The organism is Niveispirillum sp., from assembly GCF_052437035.1.
Classification (GTDB): Bacteria; Pseudomonadota; Alphaproteobacteria; order Azospirillales; family Azospirillaceae; genus Niveispirillum.
In genome coordinates this window covers 474,294-500,784 of record NZ_JBQVOH010000001.1, presented here as the reverse complement: position 1 = coordinate 500,784, position 26,491 = coordinate 474,294, and the positions used below count along the sequence as shown (strand labels likewise).

Sequence of the window (26,491 nt, the reverse complement as noted above, 5' to 3'; positions counted from 1 at the left end):
GGTTAGGCGCTCCGGCCGGTCTTGGCCTTCTGGCCGGCGATCAGCAGAGCGTGCAGATCGGCGGAGAAGTTACGCAGACGGTCCATGACCAGCTTGTTACGACGGGTCAGCCAGTTGTAGGCCAGCACGGCGGGCACGGCGACGGCCAGACCGATGGCGGTCATGATCAGTGCTTCACCGACGGGGCCGGCGACCTTGTCGATCGACGCCTGACCGGACAGACCAATGGCCACCAGGGCGTTCAGAATACCCCACACCGTACCGAACAGACCGATAAACGGAGAGGTCGAGCCGACCGAAGCCAGGAAGGACAGACCACCCTGCAGGCGGGCGTTCACCGCGTCGACCGAACGCTGCAGGGACATCGTCACCCACTCGTGCAGGTCGATATGGTCGGTCAGCGCGCCGTCATGATGCTCGGTCGCACGCAGGCCGTCTTCGACGACGCCGCGGAAAGCCGAATTTTCCTTCAGGCGGGAAGCGCCTTCGGTGACCGAAGAGGCCGTCCAGAAGTTCTTCTCGGCAAAAGTGGCCTGCGACATCAGCTTGGACTGTTCGATCAGCTTGGTAACGAAGATGTACCAGGTGCCGGCCGACATGATCAGCATCAGGACCAGGGTGCTCTTCGCGACCAGATCACCGTGATCGATGATGGCCTTCAGACCGTACGGGTTCGTGGTCGCCTCCGGGGCGGCTTCGGCGGCCGGGGCAGCAGCTTCGGCAGCCGGAGGAGCAGCGGTGTCGGCGGCCGGAGCGGCCGGAGCCTCGGTGGTGGCGGCCGGAGCCGGCTCAGCCGGGGTCGTGGACTGGGCGAAGACCGGGGCCGACAGCGTGGCGGCAACGGCGGCGGCGGCGGCGAGGCGGCTGATGCCCGCCAGGGTGAACAGCTTGTTCATCGTAGCTCTGCTTTCAGACTTACGTGTTTCGATTATCGGTCGATGCGAGAGGATCAACGCGCATCTTCAAGGCGGAAGGTGAGCGGGACCATGCTCGGAATCCAGGCGCCCTGGGGCTGGCCATTGACGGTCGGCGGATCGCACTTCCACCGGCCACGTTTGGCTTCCTTCATCCAGGCGTTATCCAGACGTTCGTAGCCGCTCGACTTTTCGATCGTGGCGTCGGAGATACGGCCATCCGCGTTGCAGAAAAGACGCATCACGGTCGTGCCGGCTTCCTCCAGACGGATCGACTGAGCGGGATACTCAGGCCGGTTCTTCGCGAGGCTCTTCACATCGATCTTGCCACCCGTCGGCGGAGCCGGCGGAGCAGCCGGGGCAGGACGGCCCGGCGGCTGAACCACCGGCGGACGTTCTGCCGTCGTCGTCTGGATCGCGTTTGCCGCGGGCGGCGGCTGGGCGATCTGAATCTCCGGCGGCGGAATGAACGGCGGCGGGGGCGTATCGAACTTAGGCGGCGGGGGCGGCGGAGGCGTTTCCTCCGGCGGCGGTGCGATTTCCTCGATGATCTCTGTCTTGATCGGATCGGCGATCACATGGACCACCTTCTGAGCCAAGCCAGTAGCCAGCGCGTAAATCACCCCGACATGCAGGAGAATAACCACCGCGATGCCAACCAACCGCCCTGAACTCTGCGGCTGTTGCCGCCGATAAGACGATTGCGACAGGTAGGACATCGGTCGGTCACTCGATCCACAGGGGGATGGGGCTTCCGCCATAGCACACATTGGAGGTCAAGACATCCGCCGGACTTAGTTAAAAACCCGGTTTTTTTATCTTGACCCTCAGTACGGGCCATGGGCCGCATCACCGCCAGACCACAACCCGCCCGGTCGAGGGAAGGTATGGCGGCCAGCCGGCGGTACAGCATCGGAGGCGAGGGACTTTGGCCATTTTTCCCGTTACCAGGAAGGCAGGCCGAAGCCAGTTCGGGTTGGGTATCCGGACGGATCAGGCACGACCAAGCGCGATGCCCACCCGTCTTCTCTTTATCCGGCGAAAGCCGGCGGGCCGGTCGGGCAGCGCCCGGCCTCCCGATGGCGCCCTTCCGGCGTCAAGCCGATGCGAAGGGCGCGCGCCACGTCGCTGCCACGCAGGGGCAGCGCGTAGAACAGGGCAATGGCAACAACGAGAAGGGTGGGCAGCGGGACAGGGTCACCACCACCGGCAGCACGTTCACGCTTGCCATGGCCGACAGGACGGGAGAATGCAGCCGCCACCTCAACGCCACGATCGTGCGTCGGGCTGGCCGGGAGCGCCTGTCCGGTCAGGAAATTTGCGGTAGTCGGGAGGGGTAGATTGGCGGAAAACGGGTTTACGTTCCGGGGCAGGATACCGCCCAGGACCACCATGACCAGGAACAGAAGAGCGAGGAGCCCGTGGGCCCAGCCGCGCATCATGTCGTGTGTCGCCTCCACCAATCGGCACCATGGCCGAACCGGAAGCGACACTCTCACAGCGTTGCGGTCAACACAATGCCCTAAAGCGCCCGAAGGGCACTATTCTGCCCGCGATTGTGTGTAACGGTCGATAATTCCCGCATAAGCAGACAGATCGTATCCCGCATCCGCGGCAGCGCGCAATATTGCTTCGCCGTTGCGGCTTCCGGCTTTCGCTTCTGCGAGCGCCCACAGAATCGTGCAGCGCGTGCCCGACCGGCAATGGGCGAGAATGGGACCGGGCGCCGTGGCCAGCGCACTCCCGAAATCAGGGGCCACAAGCTCCAGCGTGGGGCCGGTGGCAGGCTGATAGATATAGGTGAGGCCCAGTTCACGGGCCAAGGCACCCGCCTGGGCGGAGGAGAGCTGCCCTGGCTCCTCCCCGTCCGGGCGGTTGTTGATGATGGTGCGGAAACCAGCGGCGTGCGCGTCGCGGATATCCTGCTCCGTCACCTGCGGCGAGACCGACAGACCATCGACCAGAGGACGTACATCCAAAGCCATGACGACCCCGCGCAAAGGAGTGAAAGCGAGCTACTTATGACCGACCGAAAAGGGCGAATTTGAGGCGGCGGTGTCAGGTCCTTGGTGGAGGCTGCTGTGATTCCGCCGCTTTTGTTCGCACTTGCGATGTATAAATAGGCAGGTTCTGCTGCGTCGCAACATGCACTGATGCAACCCAGCCCGGCCCCGACAGTCGGACATGGCTCCTATCTGGGGATCACCCGGCAATGCGCAAGGGGGTGGCGCCCTGGTCGGCGATGCCACGTGCCCGGCGGCGGACGGTGACCAGCAAGTCCAGCATGCGCTGGCGCTGATCCGGCGTCAGGTCGCGCAGCAGCATGTCGTTGATGCCCTGACGCTTGGGCTGCAGACGGCGCAGCATCTCCAGCCCTTCCGGCGTGACGCGCAGCAGCTTGCGGCGGCGGTCCTGCGGGTCGTCCTGCTGGCTGATCAGGCCCTTGCGAATCAGCTCCGTGACGGTGGCGGAGATGTGCGGGCGGGAAAGGCCGCGGGCCGACGCGATCTCGGAGGAGAAGATACCCTCATGGGTGCGGGCCCCGTCCTGGAAATTGGCATCGCCGGCCACATTCATCAGCACCGTCCATTGCGGTGCCGTCAGGCCGGCTTCGGCCAGCATCTCCTCGCACTGATGCGCGATGATATTGGCGAGGTCCATCAGGTTGAGGGCGATGGCGTCTTCGGCGCGGAAACGGAAAGTGCTGTTCGGCATGGCTGGCCCCTGGTGACTGGTCATTGGATGCTGTCATCCTGACCGCAACAGGGGAGCGCCGCATTGACACGGATCAATTAAATGTTCCGTCGTCCAACCATATCCGGGGCATTAAGAGCGGTTTTCGGTTGACCGGAAGCCGCTCCGGCGGCGACTGCCGCCGCGCGGCTCGTGCCGCGTGAAGCCAAGCTGCGGATGCAGCGTCGGCGACTGAGGAACTGAAACCTGGTGAGGATCAGCCGACCCCGCGTTCGATCCAGCCAGCTGTCAGGGCGCGGTTGCTGTCGACATCGGCGGGGAAGTCCATCTCGCCCCATTCCAGACCCTGGATAGAGACGGTGCCGACGCTGCCATCGGCCTTGGCGATGGTGTCGATGACCGACAGGTACCAGCGGCGCAGACCTTCCGGCGTGCGCAGGGTCTTCTCCACTTCCGCCGCGAAACGCTTGCCACCCTCCGCACTGAAGCACAGGAAACCGATGCTTTCGCCGTTCACGATGTCGAGCGGCAGGGTCTTGCCGATCTGCATCAGGTTGCCATCGGCGTCGGTACGCACCTTCATATCGTCAGCGTCATAGCAGTCCTTGGCGTCGATGGTCACCGTGATCGGCTTTTTCGCATCCGACAGCAGACGCTTGGCGATTTCCGGCTCGAACAGAGTGTCGCCATTCAGGATCAGGAACGGCCCGTCCATCTCTGCCCGCGCGACCCAGCAGCTGGCCGTATTGTCGGCCAGCGCATAGAAGGGGTTATAGAGCGTGCGGGTGGTGATGCCTGGCACATCCATGCCGGCCAGTGCCTCTTCCACCCGGTCGGCGCGAAAGCCGGTGACAACCACCGCCTCTGTCACACCAGCGGCGGCCAGACCCCGGATCTGCCATTCCAGCAGGGTACGGCCCGACAGGTCGATCAGGCATTTCGGCCGGTCTTCCGTCAGGGGCATCAGACGCTTGCCCTGGCCGGCGCTCAGGATGATGGCTTTCACTTTGACCCAGGCTCCACAAAGGACGACCGGTCACGCCGGCCGCTTCCCGAAAAATGCCGCGGACATTGCCGCGAAAGGACGGGGATGACAAGCGGCTTCGTGGCCAATGCCCCTGCCCGCCCTCAATCCTCCGCCCATTTGCGGATCAGATTGGACAGGCATTTGGAGAGGAGGTCGAATTCCGCCGTTTTTCCGTCGCGTTTGAATATCCCCTGCCGCGCCGTGTCGAGGTCGAACAGCAGCTCCCGCTCCGCCGCGTCGCGCACAAAGGACCGTATCCACCCTGCGGCCACCAGCCGCTGTCCCGCAGTGACCGGCGTCACCCGGTGAAGCGTGGTGGATGGGTAGAACAGCCCCGCCCCCGCCGGCAGCTTGAACGCCACATCACCCGCCGCCGTCTCCATCACCAGTTCACCGCCCTCGTAACTGTCGGGATCGGCCAGGAACAGGGTGAAAGAGACATCGGTGCGCACACCGCCCATCAGGGCATCATCGACATGGCTGCCATAATGCTGCCCGCCCGAGGCACGCGCGAACAGGATGGGGCCGAACCGCTGCGGCCGGGTCGCCATGGCGGCCACGGGGTGCCGGCGCACCGCCGCCTCCACCATGGCGCGCAGGTCGCCATGGGCCGGGTCGTCGCCCCGCAGCTGCTCATTATCCTTGACCAGCTTGGCATGCCATCCCGCCGTCGCCGCACCCGGCTGGAACCGTCCCGCCCCCAGTCGCTCCGCCATCAACGCCACCTCATCAGGTGTCAGGACATTAGCGATGGGCAGGATCATGATGCGACACTCCGCGCAGGGAAAGGCGAACGATTAAGATTGCGAATGACTTGCAATTGAGTGGGCATCATGGCACGGTCCCGCCCCACCTCACCCTTATATTCTATGCATGGGAGCCTTGGGTCCATGATCAAGCTTCAACCCCGTCTCTGGGTCGGCGTCGGCCTGTCGGTTCTGGCCGGTGGCGCCGCCCTGGCCGATACGGCGACCCCTTGGCACCAGGATGGCGCCATCGCGCTGCAGGTCGCCCAGGGTGGCGAGGGCGGCGAAGGGGGTGAAGGGGGTGAAGGCGGAGAGGGTGGTGTGTCCGCCGAGGATGCCGCCAAGGACCCGGTGGCCTTCATCTCCGCCCTGGATGTGACCGCCGCGCATTATCATGCCGGCCTTGCCGCCTATAAGGCGGACCGGCATCAGGCGGCGGGCGAGATGTTCGCGCACCCGATCTCGGAGATTTATGTCGATCTGGAACCGGTCTTCACGGCCCAGGGTGCCAAGCCCTTTCAGGACGAGATGAGCAAGGCATCGGAACTGGCGCTGGGCAACGCACCCGTGGCGCAGGTGGAAAAGGCCGTGAAGACGGTGTTGGCCGCCCTGGACGCCACCGCCGCCAAGGCCCCGAAAAGCAGCGACAGCGCCAAGGCAGTACAGGCCAAGCTGCTGGCCGGCATGATCGAGCGTGCCGCACGCCAATACCGTTCGGCCAGCGCCAATACCGAGTTCGAACCCTATCTGGACGGCTACGGCTTCGCCATTACCGCCAAGGTGCGGTCCGAAGCCCTGGTGAAGGCCGGCGTGCCCCTGCCGGCGGATGTGACGGCGGCCATCGACCTGCTGCTGAAGGCCTACCCGACCGCCTTGCGCCCGGCCACCCTGCCAGTCGCGCTGGATGCCTTGTCGGTCCAGACCTCCAAGGCGCAGTTGGCCCTGTCGCGCGTGCGGTGACCCCCAATGTCGCATGCGCTTTGCTTATGCGACGCACACCCTCACCCCTTACGCGGCGCCCGGGCGAGGATCATATCCACCAGCCCGGGCGGCAGCACGCCCAGCAGCCACGATACGGCATATGTCGGGAACGGAAAGGCCACCCGCCCCTTCCCCAACGCCAGCCCGCGCCGGATGATGCGCGCTGCCCGGTCGGCATCCATCAGGAACGGCATGGGAAAACGGTTGACCGCCGTCATGCGGCTGACCACGAATCCGGGACAGATGACGCTGACCCCGACGCCATGCCGGGCCAGATCGCCGCGCAGCGCCTCTCCATAAACGCGCACCGCCGCCTTTGACCCGCAATAGGCGGCCGCCCCCGCCATGCCGCGAAAGCTGGCCAGCGAGGACATCAGCGCGATCTGTCCCCGCCCCCGCGCCACCATGGCGGGGATCAGGGGGTGGATGGAGTTCAACACCCCGTCCAGATTGGTGGCAAAGATGGCCCGGGCCTGTGCCTCCGTCTCCACACCGCCGCCCGTGCCCGCCGATATGCCGGCATTGGCGATGATCAGATCGACCGGAACCTCCCCATCCCGCGCGATGATCCAGTCGGCCAGCGCCACGCGGTCGGTGACGTCGATAATGGTGGTCACCACATCGGCCCCCTGGTCCCGGCAACGCCCCGCCACCTGCGCCAGCCGCCCCGCATCGCGGCCCGTCAGCAGCAGGCGGATGCCCTTGGCTGCATAGGACAGGGCCAGCGCCTCCCCGATGCCGGACGACGCACCCGTGATGAATATGACGCGCGGATCACGCATGAGGGGCCTCGACCGGTGGAAACCTTGTTGCTGGGGCGGCGGAGCGATATAAACCGCCTTTCAGCTGCCCCAAAGATCGAGCCTGATGTGACGCAAAATCCCGCCGCCCGCAAGACCGGCCCCGCCAACGGCAAGGGCGCTGTCATTTCCATGACCGGCTTCGCCCGGGCCGACGGCTCCAACGAGCGCGCGCAATGGGTGGTGGAGGCGCGCAGCGTCAATGGCAAGGGCCGCGACCTGCGCTGCCGCCTGCCCGCCGGTTTGGACGGGGTTGAACCCGCCATCCGCACGGCGGTGGAAGCACGCCTGACGCGCGGCAACGTCAATGTCGCGGTCAACCTGACGCGGCTGGAAAATGCAGGCGCGCTGCGCATCAACCGCGAATTGCTGGCCCAGGTGCTGGAACTGGCGCGGGAGATCGGGGGGCCGGACGCGCCGCCACCCGCCATCGACACGCTGCTGTCGGTACGCGGCGTCATCGACAGCGCCGAGCCGCGCGAGACGGAGGAAGACCGTCTGGCCCTGGAACAGGCCATCGCCGCCACCGTCGCCACCGCCATCGACCGGCTGGTGGAGGCCCGCACGGGTGAGGGCGCGCATCTGGCCGCCGTCCTGCTGGACCATCTGGCGGAGATCGAGCGCCTGACCGACGCCGCCGCCGCAACCTCCTCGCTTCAGCCCGAGGCCCTGCGCGCCAAGCTGCGCGGCCAGATCCAGGCCCTGCTGGACGCTGTGCCGCCCGTGGCGGAGGATCGGCTGGCCCAGGAAGCAGCATTGCTGATCAGCAAGGCCGACGTGCGGGAGGAGCTTGACCGGCTGCGCGCCCACATCGCCCAGGCCCGCACCATGCTGCGTGATGGCGGGGCCGTGGGCCGGCGGCTGGATTTCCTGTGCCAGGAATTCAACCGCGAGGCCAATACGCTGTGCAGCAAATCCGCCGATGTCGAACTGACCCGTATCGGCATGGAACTGAAAGCCGTGATCGAACAGTTCCGCGAGCAAGTACAGAATATTGAGTAAACGGGCCGCCACCGGCCTCCCCCTTTAACATCCGAACCCCTTTGGCAGTCCCCGAAATGTCCCTGATCCATCGCCGTGGCCTGATGCTGGTCCTCTCCTCCCCGTCCGGTGCCGGCAAGTCCACGATCTCCCGCGAATTGCTGACACGTGACGACAACCTGTCCATGTCCGTGTCCCTGACCACCCGGCCCATGCGGCCGGGGGAACAGGAAGGCGTGCATTATTATTTCGTGGACCATGCGGAGTTTGAGGCGCGGGTGGCGCGCAAGGAACTGCTGGAGCACGCGCATGTCTTCGGCAACCGCTATGGCACGCCGCGCGGGCCGGTGGAGGATGCGATGCGCGCCGGGCGCGACGTGCTGTTCGACATTGACTGGCAGGGCACGCAGCAGCTCTCCGACAGTGCCGGCACCGATCTGGTCCGCGTCTTCATCCTGCCGCCCAGCGCCGCCGAACTGGAACGCCGCCTGACCAACCGCGCCCAGGACAGTGCGGAGGTCATCGCCCACCGCATGTCCAAGGCCAATGACGAGATGAGCCATTGGTCCGAATATGACTATGTCATCGTGAACAAGGACGTTCAGGAATCGGTGGCCGCCGTGGAGGCCATCTTGAAGGCCGAACGCCTGAAGCGCCGCCGTCAGGTGGGGCTGTCGGATTTTGTGCGCTCGCTTCAGGTCGGCAAGGGCAACTGAGATGGCCCCCAACAATCCCGCTCTCATCTCCCTGGCCGGTGCTTCGGTCCATCTCGGCTCCACCACCCTGTTCGAAGGCATCGACGTGTCGGTGGCGCGGGGCGAGAAGATCGCCCTGGTCGGTCGCAACGGGTCGGGCAAATCCACCCTGCTGAAATGTCTGGCCGGCGAGATCGACATCGACACGGGCGAACGGTTCCTGCAACCCGGTGCGCGGGTTGCCTATCTGGCGCAGGAGCCTGATTTCTCGAAATACCCCACCGTGGCCGATTTCGTGGCCGGCGGTCAGGCGGAACCGATGCAGTACCGCGTCGATGCGGTTCTGGAAGCGCTCGACCTGCCCGGTGACCGCGCCTGCGCCACCCTGTCGGGCGGGGAATCGCGCCGCGCCGCGCTGGCCCGTGCCCTGGTTGACGAACCGGATGTGCTGCTGCTGGACGAGCCGACGAACCATCTGGACATCCCCACCATCCTGTGGCTGGAAAAGGAGTTGCAGCAGTTCCGGGGGGCCTTGCTGCTGATCTCCCACGACCGCGCCTTCTTGCAGAACCTGTCCAAGCGCATCCTGTGGCTGGACCGTGGCGTGCTGCGCACCACGGAACGGCCTTTCAGTGAGTTTGAGACCTGGCGCGACGAGGTATTCAAGGAAGAGGAAGCCAATTTCCACAAGCTGGACCGTAAGATCGCAGCCGAGCTGAAATGGATGTGGGAGGGCGGCATCTCCGGTCGCCGCACCCGCAACATGGGCCGCGTCCGCCGGCTTCAGGACATGCGCCAGGAACGGACCGACCGCATCAAGTCTCGACAGGTAAATTTCGCGGTGGCGGAGGGGGACAGTTCCGGCAAGCTGGTGGCCGAAGCCGAAAACATCTCCAAAAGCTTTATGGGCGATGCCGGGGAACGGGTGATCTGCCGCGACTTCTCCACCCGCATCCTCAGAGGCGACAAGGTCGGCCTGATCGGTCCCAATGGCGCCGGCAAATCGACCATCCTGAAGATGCTGATGGGGGAGATCGCGCCCGACAGCGGCACGATCCGCCTGGGCACCAACCTGCAGACCATCGTCTTTGATCAGCGTCGGGCACAGTTGGACCCCAACGACACGCTGAAACAGGTGCTGCTGCCCGAAGGGGGCGACAATATCTGGGTGGGCGGCAAGCCGCGCCATATTTCCAGCTATCTGAAGGATTTCCTGTTCGATCCCTCCATGATGGAACAGCCGGTGCGCGCGCTCTCGGGCGGTGAACGCAACCGTCTGCTGCTGGCCAAACTGTTCGCGCAGCCCAGCAACCTGATGGTCCTGGACGAGCCGACCAACGACCTGGACATGGACACGCTGGACCTCCTGGAAGAAGTGCTGGCCGATTATGACGGCACCTTGCTGCTGGTCAGCCACGACCGCGACTTCCTGGACCGGCTGGTCACCAGCACCATCGCGGTCGAAGGCGATGGCGACGTGTCGGAATATCCCGGCGGCTACACCGACTACCTGATCCAGCGCAAGGCCGACGAACCGGCGGAAGCGGCCAAGGCTGCCGCCAAGCCGGTCACCGCCGCACCGGCAGCGCCGAAGGCCAAAAAGAAGCTGTCCTTCAAGGAAAACCGGGAGCTGGAAGAACTGCCGGGCAAGATGGCGGCGCTGGAAAAGAAGATCGCCCAACTGAACGCCAAGATGGCGGACCCAGCCTTCTACAGCAAAGACCCCAAGGGCTTTGCCAAGGCCAGCGAGGATTTGTCGGCGGCGCAGGCCGACCTGTCAGCAGCCGAAGAACGCTGGCTGGAGTTGGAGGCGTTGAAGGAGGAGTTGGAGGGGTAACAGCACCGTCGCTGTGTCGCATGCGCTTCGCTTATGCGACCTACGAGGGCATGCATGTTTCGTAGGTCGCATAAGGGCGGAGCCCGCATGCGACATAACCCCACCGCCCCTCACCCCACCCCCACCACCTCGGCCAGCGCCACCACGCGCCGGGCCGTCTCCACATGCAGCGCCTCGATCAGCTTGCCATCGACGAGCGTGATACCCTTGCCAGCATCCACCGCCTCGGCATGCGCAGCAATGATCCGCCGGGCACGGGCAACCTCATCCACGGACGGCGCAAACGCCTCATTGGCAGCGGCCAGCTGCTTGGGATGGATCAGGGTCTTGCCGTCGAAGCCCAGTTCGCGGCCCTGCCGGCACGACGCGGCCAGCCCTTCCTCATCCTCCAGATCGACATGCACCCCGTCCAACGCCGTCAGGCCATAGGCACGGGCGGCCAGCATGCACAGGCCCAGGCTGGTCACCATGGGCAGCCGGTCGCGGGTGGCCAGCGCGTTCAAATCCTTGGTCAGGTCCGACGTGCCCATCACCAGACAGTCGATGCGCGCACACGCCCCGGCAATGTCACCCGCCGCCAGCATGGCGCGCGGCGTCTCCATCATGACCCACAGGCGCAGACTTTCCGGCGCACCGGCGGCGCGCAGCACCCGGTCGGCCTGCCGCACGCCTTCCGCACTGTCCACCTTGCAGATCAGGACGGCATCGGCGCCTGAGGTCGCGGCGGCCACCAGATCGGCATGGCCCCAGGCCGTGTCCAGGCCGTTGACGCGGATCACCAGTTCCCGGCTGCCATAGCCGCCTTCATGCACCGCCGCCATCACCTGGGCCCGCGCCTGTTCCTTGGCGTCCGGGGCCACGGCGTCTTCCAGGTCCAGGATCAACACATCGGCGGGCAGCGAGCGGGCCTTGTCCAGGGCGCGGGCGTTGGCACCGGGCATGTAAAGGGCGGAGCGGCGGGGGCGGATATGCATGATGCCTGATCCCAAATGAAGAACGGGGCCAGCCTACCCGAGGAAGGCTGGCCCCGGCAACGGGACGGGGTGTCACGCCATGCCGGCATCATTGATGCCGGTATTCGGCGGCGACTGCCGCCGCGCCGCCCATGCGGCGTAGCCAAGGGCGCGGATGCGCCCGCCCGGCAATTGAGGGCGGAAACTAAGCCGCACGCACCGACGCCAAGAACCGGTCCACCTGCGCCTTCAAGGCACCGGCATGGTCGGTCAGTTCGGCGGACGCGGTCAGCAACGCCTTCGATTCCGCCCCCGTCTGCGCCGTGCCTTCGCGGACATCGGCCACCGCCATGGTCACTGTTTCCACGCCGTTGGAGGCATGGCGGGCGCTGCGGGCGATTTCGGTGGTGGCGGCGTTCTGTTCCTCCACGGCGGACGCGATGGAGGTGGAAATCTGGTTCACCTGTTCCACGGTGGCCCCGATTTCCTTAATGGCCTTCACCGCCTCGCCCGTGGCGGCCTGGATCTCCGCGATACGCTGGGCGATATCGTCGGTGGCGCGCGCCGTCTGGCTGGCCAGGTTCTTCACCTCCGACGCGACAACGGCAAAGCCCTTGCCAGCCTCTCCCGCGCGTGCCGCCTCGATGGTGGCGTTGAGCGCCAGAAGGTTGGTCTGGCTGGCAATATCGCTGATCAGGCCCAAAACCTCCCCGATGCGGTCGGCCTTCACCGACAGACCATCGACAAGGCTGTTGGTATGGCTGGCCTGTTCGGCGGCGCGGCGGGTGCGGTCGGCGCTATCCTCGATCTGGCGGGCGATCTCCTGGATCGACGTGGCAAGCTGCCCTGCCGCCGTCGCCACGGCCTGCACATTCTCCGTCGCCTGACCCGACGATGCCTCCACCGTATCCACGCGTTCCTCCGCCGCACCGGCGGTGGTCAGCAGCAGTTCGGCGGATTGCTTGATATGATCGGATGAGGTGCCGACGGCAGCCACGACCGCACTCACCTCATCCTCGAACCGCTGGGCCAGGGCCTGCATCTCCGCCTTGCGGGCCTGTTCGGCACGTTCCTCAGCAGCGGCCTGCTCGCGGCGCAGACGGTCAGCCTCGATGGCGTTGGTCTTGAACACCTGCACCGCGCCGGTAATGTCGCCCACCTCGTTGGCGGCCTCATTATCGGGGATGTCGGTGGCAAGGTTGCCATCGGCCAGACGCAGCATGGCATCCGTCAGGCGACGCAGCGGGGCCAGCGAGCCCACCACCCACCAGGCCATGCCGCCACCCAGCACCAGACAGATGCCGCAGACCCACAGCATCAGCTCTGAAAAGCCACGCGCCTGCGCCCGCGTGGCATCGCCGATCAGGCCATTATCCTTTTCCTGCTTGTCGATGAAGCGGTTGATCCGCAGCAGCCATTCCGATAGGTCCAGCCGGACGGTGGACAGCAGCAATTCCTGCGCGTCCGCATCCTTCCCGGCCCGGCGCAGCTCAATCACCTTGTTGATGCCGGGCAGCGTCTTGGCCTCAATCTCCTTGATCGACGCCAGGATCTGTCGTTCCTCCGGCAGGATGTCTTTACGCGCCGCGAACATCGCGTCCATCGCCTTGGCAGAGGTGGCGTAGGCGGCTTCCAGCGTGCGAATATCCGTGACAACCTGATCGATCCTGGCCGGATCGACCAGCACGACATCGCGCAGCGCAATGGCCCGGTCATGCACAGAGCCACGGAAATTGATGGCATAGCGCTGCTTGACGCTGTTCACCTCGTTAATCTGGGTCAGGCTGGTATTGATCAGGCTGACCTTCTGCACGCCGATGCCGGTCAGCACGACCAGAAGCACCAGAAGCACCCCGAAACCGATCAGCACGCGGGTCTTGATCTTGGCATCACGCAACATGCGCATGGGACGCTCTCTTTTCATTTTTTGGAGTAGCCCGAATGGGGCACGGTGGGAACGCTAACTGACGCCATGTCGAGATAGGCGGGCAGTGACGCACCGCACAGTGTCCTCCACACGCTTTTGTCATTGAAGGCCTGTCGTCGCCCGGCGTAGCAAGAAGACACGGCAGCAGAAGGGTGAAACAGTGCGGACCATCCTGACCATCCAGTCCCATGTCGCCTTTGGCCATGTCGGCAACCGGGCCGCTGTTTTCCCCTTGGAACGGCTGGGCTTTGATGCCATTGCCGTCAATACCGTGCAATTCTCCAACCATACCGGCTATGGCGCCTGGACGGGCATGGTACTGCCGCCCGACCATATTGCCGATGTGCTGCGGGGGGTGGAGGCACGCGGGGCCATGGACGGCGTGCATGCCGTGCTTACCGGCTATATGGGCGACGCAGCCCTGGGCGATGTCGTCCTGTCCGCCGTGGCGCGGGTCCGGCAGGGCAAGGCGGATGCGCTTTATTGCTGCGACCCCGTGATGGGCGATGTCGGGCGCGGCTTCTTCGTGCGGCCGGGTATCCCGGAATTCTTCCGCGACCGCGCCGTGCCCCAGGCCGACATCATCACACCCAACCAGTTTGAGCTGGAGTTTCTGACCGGCCACACCGTCACCGACCTGTCATCGGCCCTGTCGGCCACAAAGGCAGCCCGGAAACTGGGCCCGCGCTGGGTGATGGTCACCAGCCTGACGCGCAGCGACGCGCCGGACGACAATATCGAAATGCTGTTGGACGGACCGGATGGGGCCTTCCTGGTCGCCACCCCGCGCCTGGACCTGTCGCCCCTGCCCAACGGCGCGGGTGATTGTGTGGCGGCCCTGTTCCTGGCCAAGTTCCTGGAAACCGGCGACGGGCAGTTGGCCCTGTCGCACGCGGCATCATCCATCTATGCGGTGTTCAAGGCCACCCGTGATGCCGGGCAGCGGGAATTACAGATCATCGCGGCACAGGACCAGCTTGTTCACCCTTCCCGCTTTTTCAGCGCCAGCCGCGTCGACTGACGCGCGTGCATGGTGCGGGCTTGCAGCACCCCTGCTGCTTGTCTATTTGAACTGATGACCCTGCCGCCTTAGGAGCGCCGAACGGATGTCCCGCCTGACCCTTGCCAGCCTTGCCCTGCTCACAGGCCTGCTGTCCGTGCCATCCATTCAGGCCCAGCCCGCGGTACAGCGAGGCCCGCAGGGCGAATTCGGGTGCGAAGTTCAAAAGGGTAATCCCTGCCAGGGACGTGTCGATTTCAACGCCGGTAAGAGCTTTGAGTTCAAGATCCCCGGCCCTGGCGACGTGACGTTCGAGAATAAGGGCAATAAGCGCTGCGTGCTGGAATATTCCATCACCGAAAGCACGCTGGCCGCCACGGGCCGGCAACTGTCGCTGGGACCCGGCCAAAATCAGGTGCTGGCCGTGCGCGATGCCGGCGGCATGGTCATCCGCTTCTTCAACCGTGGCATCGGCTCCACCACCTGCGACCTGACGGTCGGCCTCAGCTGACGATCACCCGGTCACCAGCCCGTTACACACCGTAACTGTCAGGCAAAACCACTTCTGCTATCCGCTCCATGCTTAACCATAAAAGAATGGAGTGTGTGATGATGAAACGCGGTTTCGCCCTGGCCCTGCTGGCCTGCGGTCTGTCCTGCCTGCCGGCCCTGGCCGGCGCGCGGCAGGAGGCCACGGTGATCATGCCCGATGATGAACGGGTGAAGGCCCTGTTCACCGACTGGGGCTTCGCAGACGCGGTGGTGACGGGCGACACTGTCTATCTGTCGGGCGTGGTGGCGGCCCTGCGCCCCGGTGAAACCGACCTGAAGCTGGCCTATACCCGCGCCATGGACCGGCTGGGCATCATCCTGGGCCGGGCGGGTGTCACCTGGGACGATGTGGTGGAGATCACCAGCTACCACACCGACATTCCGGGCCAGATGCCGGCCTTCAAGGAAGTGAAGCACCTTTACGTCAAGGCGCCTTTTCCCGCCTGGACCGCCATCGGCATCACCCGTCTGGTGCCCGACAACGGCATTACTGAGATTAAGCTGGTGGCGAAACTGCCAAAGAAAAAGGACGGATCAGGAACGCCCTGATCCGTCCTTCTGCGTGTTTGCCGCAGGTCAGAACCCGGAGCGCAGCGACAGGCGGAAGTCACGCCCCGGCTGCGGCAGCACATCCTTCAGGAAGGAGGTGGCCAGCCGCACCTCCTCATTCGTCAGGTTGCGCAGTTCCAGCAGCAGGGTGACATCGCGGTCGGCAATGGGGTGCCAGTCCAGCGAGGCGTTGAACACCATCGCGTCGTCGGTCGGCAGCTCATAATCCGCGATACGCTTCTGCTTGTCGGTCCACACGCCCTCAAACCGTGCGGCCACCGTCGCCAGTTCAAAGCCGACACCGGCGCGGGCCGACAAAGCCGGGATGCGCGGCAGGGGCGTGTCATTGTCGCGGTCGGTAGCGCGGACATAATCCACCCCGCCATCCAGCGTCACCGTCACCTGATCATTGCGCAGGACGGTGGTTTCGGCTTCCACCTCAAAGCCCCAGAAACGGGCATCGGTGGCGGAGAACTGGGCCAGCGGCAGGCCATCCTGCTCCGCACCCGTCAGGCGCTCATAGATGTACTTGTCATAATCGGTCAGGAACAGGTTGACCGACCCGGTCACCGGCCCGCCCGACTTTTTCAACGTCGCTTCCACGCCCAGGCCGGTTTCCTTGCCAAGGGTAGCGTCGCCCCGCTCATAAGTGCTGGTGGCCAGATGCGCGCCATCGGACAGCAGTTCCTCGGCATTGGGGGCGCGCTGGGTACGCGACAGGGTGACGCCTGTCATCCAGCCATCACCCAGTTGCCGGGACGCCCCGGCGGACAGCGAGACGGTCGTGAAATCGCGGTCGAAATCGACGCTGCCCGCCGTCACATTCTGACGCTCAACCCGCACCCCGCCTTCCAGCGCGAAGGGCGACAGGTCCAGGCGCTGCAAGGTGAAAACACCCATCTGGTCGGTGTCGCTGGGCGGCAGGAAAGCCTCGTCACCGATGGCCTTGAAATTGCGGCTGCTGGCCTGCACGCCGACGGCCCCCGACAGGTCGCCCATGGCGCGCTGCACCATCTCGATGCGGCCTTCCCAGCCCTTGTTCAGAAAACGGGTCCCCGTCTCCCCGCCTTCCAGCTCCTTATGCTCGTAATCGGCCCAGCCAAAGCGCACGCGCGTCGTCTCGAAGATGCCGTAAGGCTGGTTGACCTCGCCCATCAGGTCCAGGCGCGTCTGGCCCAGATCGATGCGCACGGGACCTTCCTCTTCCCCGCCTTCCTCGCCCTCATGGCTGTGACCGGCGGGAACGCCGTAATTGCTGTCGAACCGGCTGGCCGACACGCCCAGGAAGCCCCAGTCACCCAGATAGGACAGGCCGGCCGTAGCACCCTTCTGCGTCAGATCGCTATTGTCGACCCGGCCCTTGGCCTCTTCCTCCTCCCCTTCATGCTCATGGTCCTCCTCTTCGCGCAGGACCTTGGATTCCAGGAAGCCCGGCACCTTGTAATCGTCGGCCTGACGGTAGAACCCGTCCAGATGCAGCACGAACGGCCCGTTCAGCCTTGCATCAATGCCCGACGCCAGGGAACGTTCATCGGCATTGCTGCCCACCCCGATCCGGGCAAAGCCATCAACGCCGTCCTTCGGCTCGGCAATCGGGATGCGGCCATCCAGGACGTTGATCACGCCACCCACGGCGTTATTGCCATACAGCAGGGTGGCCGGCCCGCGCACCACCTCCACCCGCTTGGCCGTGGCCAGGTCAAGGGCCGGGGCATGGTCGGGGCTGGTGCTGCTGGCATCGATGCTGCCGATACCGCCCGACAGGATGCGGATACGATCGCCACCCTGACCCCGGATGATGGGCCGCGACGCGCCAGACCCAAAGGCCGTCTGGGACAGGCCCGGCAGCTTGTCCAGCGCCTCGCCCAGCGTCGTCGACAGGGCGCGGTCCAGTGCCTCACCCGACAGGCTGGACGTGCCCTGCAGGATATCGAACCGCTTGGCCCCGATGGGCGAGGCGGTGACGATGATCTCCTCCACCCTGTCATGGGCCGAACTGTCGGCTGCCGGTTCCTGCTGCGCCATCGCGGGTGCTGCCGCCACCGCACTGCCCATCACCGCCGCCACCAGCCAAACAAGCGCCTTGTCCGTCCGCATCGCTGAACCCTCAATCAAATTACGTTATAACGTAACGCTTGATAGTCAGGTTGATGGCGACGGGTCAAGTCTTGATACGCCCCACTCGTCATCCCGGCTTCCGCCGGGATGACGAGTGGGGCGTAGGTGTGCGGAGCCAGTCGGATAGGCTGGTTCCGGTTGCTTTTCAGCGGGCGAGTTCCTTCAGAACCCATTCATGCTCCGCTATGACCCGATCGACAGCTTCAAGGACTTCGTATGTTTCGGCATACTGGTCCATGATTTCCAGGCCAAGTCGTACTTGGCGTTTCTGCGTGTCGTGGGTCACCTCAGACACTTTTGCCTTCGCTACAGTGCCCGACCCGAGTGCTTTTTGATCTGTCATTCGGGCACTCATCCGTGTCGATTAAACTGGCTGGCACCAAAGTTGGCGTGACCAGATACTTTATCTGTTCGAAGATCGATCCGTAAGCGCTTTCTCCCCTAACCCGTTCCCCCTGGAACAGACCTTGGTCCATTGGGTGCCATATGGTAGGACGCTGGCCAGCATCGATAACGCCCCGGTATCGGGGCCATGCATAAGGGAATGTGGGAGATGACGAAGCTTGTCCTGATCCGCCATGGTCAGAGCCTGTGGAACCAGCTGGATCTGTTCACGGGCTGGACCGATGTGGACCTGTCGCCGCAGGGCGTGGAGGAGGCACGGGAGGCCGGCGTCAAGCTGAAGGCGGCTGGCCTGGATTTCGACATCTGCCACACGTCGGTCCTGAAGCGCGCCATCAAGACCAGCAACCTGGCGCTGGAAGCCATGGACCGCATCTGGGTGCCGCAGTTCAAGAGCTGGCAGCTGAACGAGCGCCATTATGGCGGCCTGCAGGGCCTGAACAAGACCGAGACGGCGGCCAAGCATGGTGCCGATCAGGTCAAGATCTGGCGCCGCTCCTATGACATCGCCCCGCCCGTCCTGGCCGAAGATGATGAGCGTCTGCCCGATGCCGACCCGCGCTATGCCGACCTGTCCAAGGAACAGCTGCCGCGCACCGAAAGCCTGAAGGATTGCGTGGCCCGCGTCGTGCCCTACTGGACCAACGTGATCGCCCCGCAGGTGAAGGCGGGCAAGCGCGTGCTGGTCGCCGCCCATGGCAACAGCCTGCGCGGTCTGGTCAAGTATCTGTCTGGCATGGGCGATGATGAAATCGTCCAGTTTGAAATCCCGACCGGCAAGCCCATCGTCTATGAGCTGGACGCCGATCTGAAGGCGCTGGACCGGTATTTCCTGGATTGAGGTGGGTTTGGCGTCGCATGCGCTTCGCTTATGCGACCTACGAAACGCCGTAGGTCGCATAAGGGCGGTACGCCCGCATGCGACACGCTACGCCTTCACCCCCGCAAAGGGTGCCGCCTTGGCATTCGGGTCGAGCGGCCAGCGCGGGCGCGGCGCGAAGTCCAGGCCATCGGTCAGGCCCAGGCGCAGCCGTTCCAGCCCGGCCCAGGCGATCATGGCGCCATTGTCGGTACACAGCCCCAGCGGCGGGGCCACGAACTCAAACTTGTGCCGCCGGCACAGGTCGGTCAGGCGGGCACGCAGCACCTGATTGGCGGCGACCCCGCCGGCCACCACCAGGGTCCGGCCCTCTGGAAACGCTTCTTTGAAAACTTTCAGGGCCTTGGTGCAGCGGTCGATCAGACTGTCGCCCACGGCCTGATGGAAGGACGCGGCCAGATCGGCGCGGTCGGCATCCGACAGGGTGCCACCCAGATTTTCCACATGCCGGCGCACGGCGGTCTTCAGCCCGGAAAAGCTGAAATCACAATCGGGCCGGCCCTTCATGGGCACGGGCAGGTCGAAGCGACCCGGATTGGTCGCGCCTGAAGCTGCCTTTTCCATCAGCGGGCCGCCGGGATAGCCCAGGCCCATGATCTTGGCGGATTTGTCAAACGCCTCGCCCACCGCGTCATCGATGGTGGTGCCCAGGCGGCGGTAGCGTCCCACGCCTTCCACCGCCAGCAACTGACAATGCCCGCCCGAGACCAGCAGCAGCAGGAAGGGGAATTTCACCCCGTGCGTCAGACGCGCCGTCAGGGCGTGGCCTTCCAGATGGTTGACGGCCATGAAGGGCAGGCCCGTCACGGCGGCCATGGCCTTGGCCGTCATCACCCCCACCATCACCCCGCCAATCAGGCCCGGCCCGGCGGTGGCGGCAATGCCGTCCAGATCGGACAGGCCGACCCCGGCACGCTCCAGCGCCTCGCGTACCAGCCGGTCCAGATGCTGGAGATGCGCACGCGCCGCAATCTCCGGCACCACGCCGCCATAGGGGCGGTGATCGTCCAACTGGCTCAACACCACATTGGACAGGACGCGGCCCGGCCCCTCTCCATCATCTTCGACGATGGCGGCGGCGGTTTCATCACAGCTGGTTTCGATGCCAAGGACTTTCATGGGGGCAGAACCTAAGCGTCCGCAGACGCGGCGGCAAGGGCGGCGGCACATTGCAGCCATGGCGGTGGCGAATATGGCCGCTGCTGCCCCCGTCCTGATTGACAAGCCGCACGCCCGTGCTATTCCCGCTGAATAGTTTCCACGGAAGGGCACCGCCATGATCCGCGTTCACCACCTGAATATCTCCCGGTCGCTGCGCGTCATCTGGCTGCTGGAGGAACTGGGGGTGCCGTATGAGATCGTGCGCCATCGCCGCAACAAGAAGACCATGCGTGCGCCCGTGGCGCTGCGTGACCTGCACCCGCTGGGCAAACTGCCCATGGTGGAGGTGGACGGCAAGGTGCTGGTGGAAACCGGCCTGATCATCGAATATCTGCTGGCCCATCATGGCCCGCACTTGGCGCCCACCGCCGACAATCCCGACGCCCACTGGCGCTATCGCTACTGGATGCATTATGCCGAAGGCTCGCTGATGCCGCAGCTTCTGCTGAAGCTGATCTCCGACAAGATGGGCCTGCTGGCCCTGCCCATCCGGGGCATGGTCAAGGAGCAGGTAAACCTGCATCTGGATTATGTGGAGAAGGAGGCTGGTCGCTCCCCCTGGCTGGCTGGCGATGAATTCAGCGCCGCCGACATCATGATGAGCTTCCCGCTGGAAGTGGCCGTGATGCGCGCCGGGGTAACGGCGGCCACCCATCCCAATATCACCCGCATCCTGTCGGCCATCCAGGCCCGCCCGGCCTATCAGCGGGCGGTGGCGCAGGCGGCGGATAAAGGTTAACGAACTTTTCATCGGGCCGCTTCCCCCGAAGCCCCGAAAGCGGTATTGAGAAAGGTATGACAGCCCTTCTCCGCATCGGCACGCGCGGCAGCCCCTTGGCGTTGGCGCAGGCCCACGAAACCCGCGACCGTCTGGCCGCCGCCTTCCCGGAACTGGCGGAGGCGGGGGCGGTCGAGATCGTCACCTTCAAGACCGAAGGCGACCGCATCCTGGACCGCACCTTGAGTGCGGCGGGAGGCAAGGGGCTGTTCACCAAGGAGATCGAGCAGGCCCTGCTGGATGGCTCTGTCGATCTGGCGGTGCATTCCATGAAGGATGTGCCCACGGCCCTGCCGGACGGGCTGGATATCATCTGCTACCTGCCGCGTGAGGATCATCGCGACGCCTGGTTCAGCCCCAAGGCGGCCAGTCTGGATGAGCTGCCGGAGGGCGCGCTGGTCGGTACCGCCAGCCTGCGCCGGCAGGCCATCGTCCTGATGCGCCGGCCCGACCTGCGCATCGCCGCCCTGCGCGGCAATGTGCAGACGCGTCTGCGCAAGCTGGAAGAAGGGCTTGTCGATGCCACCCTGCTGGCCATGGCGGGGTTGAACCGTCTGGGTCTGGTGGACAAGGCCACGGGTGTGCTGTCGGAAGAACAGATGCTGCCGGCAGTGGCGCAGGGTGCCATTGGGATCGAGACGCGCATCGGTGATGATCGCACCAATGCCTATGTCCGTGCCTTGAACTGTGCCGAAACTGAATTGCGGGTGACGGCGGAACGCGGTGTGCTGGCCACCCTGGATGGTTCCTGCCGCACGCCCATCGCGGCGCTGGCCCTGATCAATGGTGATGCCATGTCGCTGAAGGCGCTGGTCATCAGGCCTGATGGGCAGCAATGGTTCATGACGGGCCGTGCTGGCAACAAGGCCGACGCCCTGGCCATGGGTATCGATGCGGGGCAGGAGCTTAAATCCAAGCTGCCTGCCGCCTTCTTTGCCGAGATCAACCCTGACGGGCCGGTGGTGTGACGGGCGTCCTGGTCACAAGGCCGGAACCGGGAGCGGCGGAGACGGAAGCGGCATTGAAGACGCTGGGTTACCGGCCCGTGATGGCCCCGCTTCTGACCATCCAGCCCGTGCCGGGACCGCCCCTTGACCTGACGGCCTTTGACGCTGTTGCCGTCACCTCTGCCAATGGCCTGCGCGAACTGGCCGCGCGCAGTGCGGAGCGTGCCTTGCCGCTCTATGCCGTTGGGGAACGCACGGCGGCGCTGGCAAGGGAACTGGGCTTCCGGGAGGTTTATGCCGCCGGTGGGGATGTCATCTCCCTGTCGCGGCTGCTGTCGGGCCGGGGGCCAAGGGTCCTGCACCTGTCGGGTGAGGATGTGGCTGGGGAACTTTCACCCGCTGACGTTGTTGTCACAAGGATTACCGTCTATCGCGCCGTGCCGGTGGATGATCTGCCCGATGCGGCGGTGACGGCCCTGCGTGACGGACAGGTGGCCTATGTGGCGCTTTTTTCGCCGCGTACGGCCAGCGTGTTTGTTAGGTTGGCACAAAAGGCCGGGTTGTCGGCGCCCACGGGCGGTCTGACGGCCCTGTGCATTTCGGCTGCGGTTGCGCGCGCCGCCCAGGGGTTCGGCTTCGGCGAGACCCGTGTGGCGGTGCAGCCCGATGCAGCCAGCCTGCTGGCCCTGCTGCCGGCGGTGAAGGGGAGTTGAGGAATGAGCGACAGTGACAAGACGGGCAAGGGCCCCAGCCTGGCCGATCTGGAACGCGAAATCGCGTCCAATGCCCAGAAGCATGAGGCAAAGCCCGCTGCGCCGAAACTGAACCCGGCGCCGGTGGCGGCCCGGCGCAGCGGCGGCGGTGGTCTGCTGGGCGGGACGGCCTTGCTGCTGGCGCTGGGTGCGGCGGGTCTGTCGGGTTATGGCTTCTGGCGCGACTGGACCGCGCCGCCGCCGGCCACTGCCGACCTGTCGCCGCTGGCCCAGCGTCTGAATGAAGTGGAGACGGCGCAGCAGGCGCTGCGCACGTCGCTGGAAACCCTGTCGAAGCGTCAGGATGCGCTGGAACGCCGCCTTTCGGGTGACACAACCATTGTTGCCCGCGAAACCGTGCAGGTGCCGGCCGAACAGGGGCCGCAGGGCGGGGTCGATATCTCTGCCACCGAGGCGCTGGCCGACCGGATCGCCGCCCTGGAAGACCGCAAGATCGAGACTGTGGACCTCGGCCCCCTTACCCACCGCGTGCAGACGTTGGAGGAAGTGTCGGCGGAGGTGATCCCGCGCCTGACCATGCTGGAAACCCGCCGGCAGATGGGCGCCGTGGGCGAGGCGTTGATCATCGCCGTGGGGCAGTTGCAGGCAGCGTTGAGCGGCGGACGCCCCTATGCGCGGGAATTGCGGTCGGCGCAGGCGCTGGCCGCCAATGATACCGGGCTTCTGGACCTGCTGGCGCCGCTGTCGGCATCGGCGGAAACCGGACTTGCGGGGGATATCGAGCTGCGGGAGAAGTTCCGCCTGCTGGCGCCTGCCGTCCTGCGCGCCGACCGCGACCGGGAGGGGGCGGATTGGACCGACCGTGTCCTGGGCCGCCTGACCAGCATCATCACCTTCCGCCGCGCCTCGGGCGAGGTGGCGGGCGATAATGCCGATGCGGTTCTGGCGCGGGCGGAGGCGGCGATGCTGGCCAATGACCTGCCGCGCGCGGTGGAGGAGATGGAGAAGCTGCCGGCCCATGCCGCGGGTCCCGCCGCTGAATGGCTGAAACTGGCCGAGGCGCGGATGGCGGCGGAAGCCGCCGCCGCCACCCTGGCCGACATGTCGCTGGCCCGCATGGCGGGGCCGGGCAAGGCGGATGCCGGGAGCGGGGCCAATAACGGGGCCAGGGACGGGGAGGCCCGCTGATGCGTAAATCCCTGATATTCTTCCTGAAGATCGGCATTCTGGTGGCCGCTGCCGTCTGGCTGGCGCAGCGTCCGGGCCGGGTGACCATTGAATGGCTGGAGCATGTGATCGAGATGCCGGTGGGCATCGGCGCCATCCTGGTGCTGCTGGCCGCCTGGATGGCCGCCACCATCGGGCGGCTGTGGCGCATCCTGCGCAATGGTCCCGGCGCCTTTGGCCGCAGCCGTAATGCGCGCCGGCGAGAGGGTGGGTTCCGTGCCCTGGCCCAGGGCTGGGTCGCGGCATCAGCGGGTGATGCCGACATCGCCACCAAATCAGCCAAGGCGGCGGAAAAGCTGCTGCGTGAACCGTCGCTGACCCTGCCGCTATCGGCCCGTGCGGCGGAACTGCGCGGGGATGCAGTGGCGGCCTCCACCGCCTATAAGGCCATGCTGGGCAAGCCGGCGACGGAGCTGGCGGCGCGGCGTGCCTTGCTGACCCAGGCCATGGAGCGGGGCGACCGTCCGGCTGCCCTTGACCATGCCCGCCGTGCCCTGGAGCTGCGGCCCAAGGCCGACTGGCCGGCCAAGGCGCTGGCGGAACTGGAGGCGGGCGGCGGCAACTGGCTGGAGGCCGATGCCGCCCTGGTCAAGGCGCAGAAGGTCAAGGCCCTGCCCAAGGATGATGCCGGCCACCGCCGCGCCGCCCTTCTGATTGAGGAGGCGCGCAAGGCCATGGCGACGGGCCGCCCCGATCAGGCCCTGCAATCGGCCCAGGCGGCGTTCGACCTGGACCCGGCCCGCGTGCCGGCAGCGGCCCTGTTGGCCCGGCTGCTGGCCAAGGCGGGAAAACATTCCAAGGCCGTGAAGGTGCTGGAACAGGCCTGGCGACAATCACCGCACCCCGATCTGGCCAAGGTTTGGGGTGAGGCGTCGGCGGATCAGAACCCGCTGACCCTGGTCAAGCGCTATGAGGCGCTGGTGGCGCTAAAGCCCGGTCAGGCCGACGCGCATTTCGCGCTGGCCGAGGCGGCGATCAATGCCAAGCTGTGGGGCGTGGCCCGCTCGCATCTGGACAAGGTCCGCGAACTGGCCCCCACCACCCGCGCCTATCGCCGGCTGGCCGATGTGGCGCGGGCGGAGAAGGGGGACGGGCCGGAGGTCCAGGCCTATCTGAACCAGGCCATGTCGGCCCCCGCCGATCCCCGCTGGCGCTGCACCAGCTGCGGTACCAGCCATAGCGACTGGCATGCCGTCTGTGATGAATGCGGGGCGGTGGACACGATTACCTGGCCGAAGGTGGGTAAGGCTTAGGGCTTTACCCGGCTTTTGCACATGCATTTCCGCCTTCCCGGCGAAAGCCGGGACCCAGGGGCCAAACGATCTGACCTTTCCGCCGCTTTGATGTCGCCCGTAGGGAGGTTGTGTTCACGCCCCCCCTTGGCCCCAGGCCTTCGCCGGGGAGGCAGTAAAGGCGGCTGATAGGGCCATTTTCCGCTTCCGCGGCGCAGGGCCACCGGTTAACCATGGCCCACCTTTGTCCCGCGTGGATGTGCCCCCATGCTGCTGCCCTATTCCGGTGGGGTTGATACCCTGCTGCTGCTGGTTATTGCTCTGATCGTCGATGCCTGTATCGGTGACAGCCCTTTGTTGCGCCGGTTTCTGCCGGGGCCGGCTGATCTGGTGGCCCGCGCTGTGGTGCAGTTCGACCGGCGGCTGAACCGTATTGACCGGACGGATGGGGTGCGTGGCGCGCGCGGCAGTCTGGTCACCCTGCTGCTGCTGGCGTTGGGCCTGCTGGTCGGGTTCTGCCTGTCGGTGCTGGTGCGGCATGTGACGGCGGGCGGTTTTCTGGAACTGATCATCCTGGTGCGCTGTCTGACCCTGCGCCTGCCCTGGGGCGCCATGGCACGCACCGTGACGGCGCTGGAAGCAGGCGAGACGGAGGCGGCGCGCCAGGCCGTGGGGCCGCTTACCGACCGGCAGCTATGGAGCCTGGATGATCACGGGATCGTGCGGGCCGGAGCGGAGGGGGCGGCGCGGGCCCTGACGCATGGGGTGGTGGCGCCGGCTTTGTTCTATGCCCTGTTCGGGCTGGCGGGCCTGCTGGCCTGGGCCGCACTGGACGGGACGGCGCGCATCATTGGCCATGATACGCCGCGCCATGCGCGGTTCGGCGCGCTGGCACGGCGGCTGACCTCTTGGGTCGGGTTTCCGGCGGCGTTGATCGCGGCCCTGGTCCTGCTGCTGGCGGCGTCGTTCGTGCCGCGTGCGCGTGCGGCGTCGGGCCTGCGCGATCTGCGCGGGGCCAAGGGCCATCCGATGGGGGCCGACGCCCTGCCCATCGCCACCTTTGCCGGCGTTCTTGACCTGTCAGTGGCGGGCCCAAGGCGGGAGGGCGACCGGGTGGTCAAGGAACCCTGGCTGGGCAATGGCCGCGCCCGCGCCACCCCGCGTGACCTGCGCGCCGGCATGGCGCTGTACGCCATCAGCGCCCTGATCGCGGCGGGGCTGGTGGTGGGGCTGGGGCTGGTTGTGGCGGGGTGACGGGCGTTAGGCTTATGTAGAATCGCCCTCTTTCGTCATCCCGGCGGAAGCCGGGACCCAGAGCCGCAGGATCAACGTTTTACACCGCTTTGGCCGAATATACCGACAGGTTGAGCGCTTGGC

At 65.7% G+C, this 26,491-nt stretch carries 27 protein-coding genes; 14 read left to right on the top strand and 13 right to left on the bottom strand.

Going from position 1 to position 26,491, the window contains the following annotated elements; all coding sequences use genetic code 11:
* Positions 1 to 2: 2 nt before the first annotated feature.
* The 7 genes from ACT6Q8_RS02405 to ACT6Q8_RS02375 form a co-directional block, all read right to left on the bottom strand.
* Positions 3 to 896 (bottom strand): MotA/TolQ/ExbB proton channel family protein, encoded by an 894-nt coding sequence (locus ACT6Q8_RS02405; RefSeq protein WP_054167046.1) that lies wholly within the window; start codon positions 894 to 896, stop codon positions 3 to 5.
* Positions 897 to 949: 53 nt separating this feature from the next.
* Positions 950 to 1,633 (bottom strand): energy transducer TonB, encoded by a 684-nt coding sequence (locus ACT6Q8_RS02400; protein ID WP_102111691.1) that lies wholly within the window; start codon positions 1,631 to 1,633, stop codon positions 950 to 952.
* 312 nt (positions 1,634 to 1,945) lie between these two features.
* Entirely contained in the window at positions 1,946 to 2,356 is a 411-nt protein-coding gene (locus tag ACT6Q8_RS02395) for a hypothetical protein (protein WP_444739334.1), read from the bottom strand.
* A gap of 99 nt (positions 2,357 to 2,455) precedes the next feature.
* Positions 2,456 to 2,899: a TIGR01244 family sulfur transferase gene (locus tag ACT6Q8_RS02390; protein WP_444732522.1), complete on the bottom strand. Its 444-nt coding sequence runs from the start codon at positions 2,897 to 2,899 to the stop codon at positions 2,456 to 2,458.
* 217 nt (positions 2,900 to 3,116) lie between these two features.
* The gene (locus ACT6Q8_RS02385) at positions 3,117 to 3,629 is read right to left on the bottom strand and encodes a MarR family winged helix-turn-helix transcriptional regulator (RefSeq protein WP_054167043.1); all 513 of its coding nucleotides are present in this window, start codon (positions 3,627 to 3,629) and stop codon (positions 3,117 to 3,119) included.
* Positions 3,630 to 3,864: 235 nt separating this feature from the next.
* The gene (locus ACT6Q8_RS02380; RefSeq protein ID WP_444732521.1) at positions 3,865 to 4,614 is read right to left on the bottom strand and encodes a phosphocholine cytidylyltransferase family protein; all 750 of its coding nucleotides are present in this window, start codon (positions 4,612 to 4,614) and stop codon (positions 3,865 to 3,867) included.
* A gap of 122 nt (positions 4,615 to 4,736) precedes the next feature.
* Positions 4,737 to 5,399 carry a Fe2+-dependent dioxygenase gene (locus tag ACT6Q8_RS02375; RefSeq protein WP_054167042.1) on the bottom strand — a complete coding sequence of 221 codons (663 nt, stop codon included), beginning with the start codon at positions 5,397 to 5,399 and terminating at the stop codon, positions 4,737 to 4,739.
* A 126-nt stretch (positions 5,400 to 5,525) separates the two neighbouring features.
* Between ACT6Q8_RS02375 and ACT6Q8_RS02370 the strand changes: the two genes are divergently transcribed.
* Positions 5,526 to 6,341 carry a hypothetical protein gene (locus ACT6Q8_RS02370; protein WP_444732520.1) on the top strand — a complete coding sequence of 272 codons (816 nt, stop codon included), beginning with the start codon at positions 5,526 to 5,528 and terminating at the stop codon, positions 6,339 to 6,341.
* 41 nt (positions 6,342 to 6,382) lie between these two features.
* Here ACT6Q8_RS02370 and ACT6Q8_RS02365 read toward each other — a convergent pair whose 3' ends face one another.
* Entirely contained in the window at positions 6,383 to 7,144 is a 762-nt protein-coding gene (locus ACT6Q8_RS02365; protein WP_054167040.1) for an SDR family NAD(P)-dependent oxidoreductase, read from the bottom strand.
* 87 nt (positions 7,145 to 7,231) lie between these two features.
* On the opposite strand from ACT6Q8_RS02365, the gene ACT6Q8_RS02360 reads away from it, so the two are divergent.
* The 3 genes from ACT6Q8_RS02360 to ACT6Q8_RS02350 are packed head-to-tail and all read left to right on the top strand — an operon-like array spanning position 7,232 to position 10,675.
* A complete protein-coding gene (locus ACT6Q8_RS02360; RefSeq protein WP_444732519.1) occupies positions 7,232 to 8,164 on the top strand; it encodes a YicC/YloC family endoribonuclease in 933 nt (310 codons plus the stop codon).
* A 56-nt stretch (positions 8,165 to 8,220) separates the two neighbouring features.
* On the top strand, positions 8,221 to 8,859 hold the full coding sequence (gmk, locus tag ACT6Q8_RS02355; RefSeq protein ID WP_444732518.1) for a guanylate kinase: 639 nt from the start codon (positions 8,221 to 8,223) through the stop codon (positions 8,857 to 8,859).
* Between the two features lies 1 nt (position 8,860).
* Positions 8,861 to 10,675, top strand: coding sequence for an ABC-F family ATP-binding cassette domain-containing protein (locus ACT6Q8_RS02350; protein ID WP_444732517.1), 1,815 nt, complete (start codon positions 8,861 to 8,863; stop codon positions 10,673 to 10,675).
* A gap of 110 nt (positions 10,676 to 10,785) precedes the next feature.
* Here the strand turns inward: ACT6Q8_RS02350 and ACT6Q8_RS02345 are convergent, their stop codons facing one another.
* On the bottom strand, positions 10,786 to 11,649 hold the full coding sequence (locus tag ACT6Q8_RS02345) for an HpcH/HpaI aldolase/citrate lyase family protein (RefSeq protein ID WP_444732516.1): 864 nt from the start codon (positions 11,647 to 11,649) through the stop codon (positions 10,786 to 10,788).
* Positions 11,650 to 11,833: 184 nt separating this feature from the next.
* Positions 11,834 to 13,534 carry a methyl-accepting chemotaxis protein gene (locus ACT6Q8_RS02340; protein WP_444732515.1) on the bottom strand — a complete coding sequence of 567 codons (1,701 nt, stop codon included), beginning with the start codon at positions 13,532 to 13,534 and terminating at the stop codon, positions 11,834 to 11,836.
* A 181-nt stretch (positions 13,535 to 13,715) separates the two neighbouring features.
* Between ACT6Q8_RS02340 and pdxY the strand changes: the two genes are divergently transcribed.
* The 3 genes from pdxY (at position 13,716) to ACT6Q8_RS02325 (ending at position 15,656) form a co-directional block, all read left to right on the top strand.
* A complete protein-coding gene (gene pdxY, locus ACT6Q8_RS02335; protein ID WP_444732514.1) occupies positions 13,716 to 14,576 on the top strand; it encodes a pyridoxal kinase PdxY in 861 nt (286 codons plus the stop codon).
* Between the two features lie 85 nt (positions 14,577 to 14,661).
* Positions 14,662 to 15,066, top strand: coding sequence for a hypothetical protein (locus tag ACT6Q8_RS02330; RefSeq protein WP_102111703.1), 405 nt, complete (start codon positions 14,662 to 14,664; stop codon positions 15,064 to 15,066).
* A 98-nt stretch (positions 15,067 to 15,164) separates the two neighbouring features.
* The gene (locus ACT6Q8_RS02325) at positions 15,165 to 15,656 is read left to right on the top strand and encodes a Rid family hydrolase (RefSeq protein ID WP_444732513.1); all 492 of its coding nucleotides are present in this window, start codon (positions 15,165 to 15,167) and stop codon (positions 15,654 to 15,656) included.
* Between the two features lie 27 nt (positions 15,657 to 15,683).
* On the opposite strand, the gene ACT6Q8_RS02320 is transcribed toward ACT6Q8_RS02325, so the two are convergent.
* Positions 15,684 to 17,753, bottom strand: a complete 2,070-nt coding sequence (locus tag ACT6Q8_RS02320; RefSeq protein ID WP_444732512.1) for a TonB-dependent receptor — start codon at positions 17,751 to 17,753, stop codon at positions 15,684 to 15,686.
* Positions 17,754 to 17,919: 166 nt separating this feature from the next.
* Positions 17,920 to 18,117: a hypothetical protein gene (locus ACT6Q8_RS02315; RefSeq protein WP_054167031.1), complete on the bottom strand. Its 198-nt coding sequence runs from the start codon at positions 18,115 to 18,117 to the stop codon at positions 17,920 to 17,922.
* A gap of 210 nt (positions 18,118 to 18,327) precedes the next feature.
* Between ACT6Q8_RS02315 and gpmA the strand changes: the two genes are divergently transcribed.
* On the top strand, positions 18,328 to 19,017 hold the full coding sequence (gene gpmA / locus ACT6Q8_RS02310) for a 2,3-diphosphoglycerate-dependent phosphoglycerate mutase (RefSeq protein ID WP_444732511.1): 690 nt from the start codon (positions 18,328 to 18,330) through the stop codon (positions 19,015 to 19,017).
* 87 nt (positions 19,018 to 19,104) lie between these two features.
* Here the strand turns inward: gpmA and tsaD are convergent, their stop codons facing one another.
* Positions 19,105 to 20,175 carry a tRNA (adenosine(37)-N6)-threonylcarbamoyltransferase complex transferase subunit TsaD gene (tsaD, locus tag ACT6Q8_RS02305; protein ID WP_444732510.1) on the bottom strand — a complete coding sequence of 357 codons (1,071 nt, stop codon included), beginning with the start codon at positions 20,173 to 20,175 and terminating at the stop codon, positions 19,105 to 19,107.
* Positions 20,176 to 20,332: 157 nt separating this feature from the next.
* On the opposite strand from tsaD, the gene ACT6Q8_RS02300 reads away from it, so the two are divergent.
* The 6 genes from ACT6Q8_RS02300 (at position 20,333) to ACT6Q8_RS02275 (ending at position 26,368) form a co-directional block, all read left to right on the top strand.
* On the top strand, positions 20,333 to 20,956 hold the full coding sequence (locus tag ACT6Q8_RS02300) for a glutathione S-transferase family protein (RefSeq protein ID WP_444732509.1): 624 nt from the start codon (positions 20,333 to 20,335) through the stop codon (positions 20,954 to 20,956).
* 56 nt (positions 20,957 to 21,012) lie between these two features.
* Entirely contained in the window at positions 21,013 to 21,963 is a 951-nt protein-coding gene (hemC, locus tag ACT6Q8_RS02295; protein WP_444732508.1) for a hydroxymethylbilane synthase, read from the top strand.
* The gene (locus ACT6Q8_RS02290; RefSeq protein WP_444732507.1) at positions 21,960 to 22,655 is read left to right on the top strand and encodes a uroporphyrinogen-III synthase; all 696 of its coding nucleotides are present in this window, start codon (positions 21,960 to 21,962) and stop codon (positions 22,653 to 22,655) included. Before hemC ends, ACT6Q8_RS02290 begins: the two co-directional genes overlap by 4 nt.
* A 3-nt stretch (positions 22,656 to 22,658) precedes the next feature.
* Entirely contained in the window at positions 22,659 to 23,843 is a 1,185-nt protein-coding gene (locus ACT6Q8_RS02285; protein WP_444732506.1) for a COG4223 family protein, read from the top strand.
* A complete protein-coding gene (locus ACT6Q8_RS02280; protein WP_444732505.1) occupies positions 23,843 to 25,135 on the top strand; it encodes a heme biosynthesis protein HemY in 1,293 nt (430 codons plus the stop codon). Before ACT6Q8_RS02285 ends, ACT6Q8_RS02280 begins: the two co-directional genes overlap by 1 nt.
* 246 nt (positions 25,136 to 25,381) lie before the next feature.
* The gene (locus ACT6Q8_RS02275; protein ID WP_444732504.1) at positions 25,382 to 26,368 is read left to right on the top strand and encodes a cobalamin biosynthesis protein; all 987 of its coding nucleotides are present in this window, start codon (positions 25,382 to 25,384) and stop codon (positions 26,366 to 26,368) included.
* Positions 26,369 to 26,491 lie beyond the last annotated feature (123 nt).

Bases quoted from the DNA above. Each gene is read 5' to 3' on its own strand.
- gmk (WP_444732518.1), top strand. From the start codon at position 8,221: ATGTCCCTGATCCATCGCCGTGGCCTGATGCTGGTCCTCTCCTCCCCG.
- ACT6Q8_RS02385 (WP_054167043.1), bottom strand. From the start codon at position 3,629: ATGCCGAACAGCACTTTCCGTTTCCGCGCCGAAGACGCCATCGCCCTC.
- ACT6Q8_RS02320 (WP_444732512.1), bottom strand. From the start codon at position 17,753: ATGCGGACGGACAAGGCGCTTGTTTGGCTGGTGGCGGCGGTGATGGGC.
- ACT6Q8_RS02330 (WP_102111703.1), top strand. From the start codon at position 14,662: ATGTCCCGCCTGACCCTTGCCAGCCTTGCCCTGCTCACAGGCCTGCTG.
- ACT6Q8_RS02390 (WP_444732522.1), bottom strand. From the start codon at position 2,899: ATGGCTTTGGATGTACGTCCTCTGGTCGATGGTCTGTCGGTCTCGCCG.
- ACT6Q8_RS02370 (WP_444732520.1), top strand. From the start codon at position 5,526: ATGATCAAGCTTCAACCCCGTCTCTGGGTCGGCGTCGGCCTGTCGGTT.
- gpmA (WP_444732511.1), top strand. From the start codon at position 18,328: ATGACGAAGCTTGTCCTGATCCGCCATGGTCAGAGCCTGTGGAACCAG.
- ACT6Q8_RS02340 (WP_444732515.1), bottom strand. From the start codon at position 13,534: ATGCGCATGTTGCGTGATGCCAAGATCAAGACCCGCGTGCTGATCGGT.
- ACT6Q8_RS02400 (WP_102111691.1), bottom strand. From the start codon at position 1,633: ATGTCCTACCTGTCGCAATCGTCTTATCGGCGGCAACAGCCGCAGAGT.
- ACT6Q8_RS02375 (WP_054167042.1), bottom strand. From the start codon at position 5,399: ATGATCCTGCCCATCGCTAATGTCCTGACACCTGATGAGGTGGCGTTG.
- ACT6Q8_RS02325 (WP_444732513.1), top strand. From the start codon at position 15,165: ATGATGAAACGCGGTTTCGCCCTGGCCCTGCTGGCCTGCGGTCTGTCC.
- ACT6Q8_RS02280 (WP_444732505.1), top strand. From the start codon at position 23,843: ATGCGTAAATCCCTGATATTCTTCCTGAAGATCGGCATTCTGGTGGCC.
- ACT6Q8_RS02345 (WP_444732516.1), bottom strand. From the start codon at position 11,649: ATGCATATCCGCCCCCGCCGCTCCGCCCTTTACATGCCCGGTGCCAAC.
- ACT6Q8_RS02275 (WP_444732504.1), top strand. From the start codon at position 25,382: ATGCTGCTGCCCTATTCCGGTGGGGTTGATACCCTGCTGCTGCTGGTT.
- hemC (WP_444732508.1), top strand. From the start codon at position 21,013: ATGACAGCCCTTCTCCGCATCGGCACGCGCGGCAGCCCCTTGGCGTTG.
- tsaD (WP_444732510.1), bottom strand. From the start codon at position 20,175: ATGAAAGTCCTTGGCATCGAAACCAGCTGTGATGAAACCGCCGCCGCC.
- ACT6Q8_RS02395 (WP_444739334.1), bottom strand. From the start codon at position 2,356: ATGATGCGCGGCTGGGCCCACGGGCTCCTCGCTCTTCTGTTCCTGGTC.
- ACT6Q8_RS02300 (WP_444732509.1), top strand. From the start codon at position 20,333: ATGATCCGCGTTCACCACCTGAATATCTCCCGGTCGCTGCGCGTCATC.
- ACT6Q8_RS02315 (WP_054167031.1), bottom strand. From the start codon at position 18,117: ATGACAGATCAAAAAGCACTCGGGTCGGGCACTGTAGCGAAGGCAAAA.
- ACT6Q8_RS02405 (WP_054167046.1), bottom strand. From the start codon at position 896: ATGAACAAGCTGTTCACCCTGGCGGGCATCAGCCGCCTCGCCGCCGCC.
- ACT6Q8_RS02365 (WP_054167040.1), bottom strand. From the start codon at position 7,144: ATGCGTGATCCGCGCGTCATATTCATCACGGGTGCGTCGTCCGGCATC.
- ACT6Q8_RS02350 (WP_444732517.1), top strand. From the start codon at position 8,861: ATGGCCCCCAACAATCCCGCTCTCATCTCCCTGGCCGGTGCTTCGGTC.
- ACT6Q8_RS02285 (WP_444732506.1), top strand. From the start codon at position 22,659: ATGAGCGACAGTGACAAGACGGGCAAGGGCCCCAGCCTGGCCGATCTG.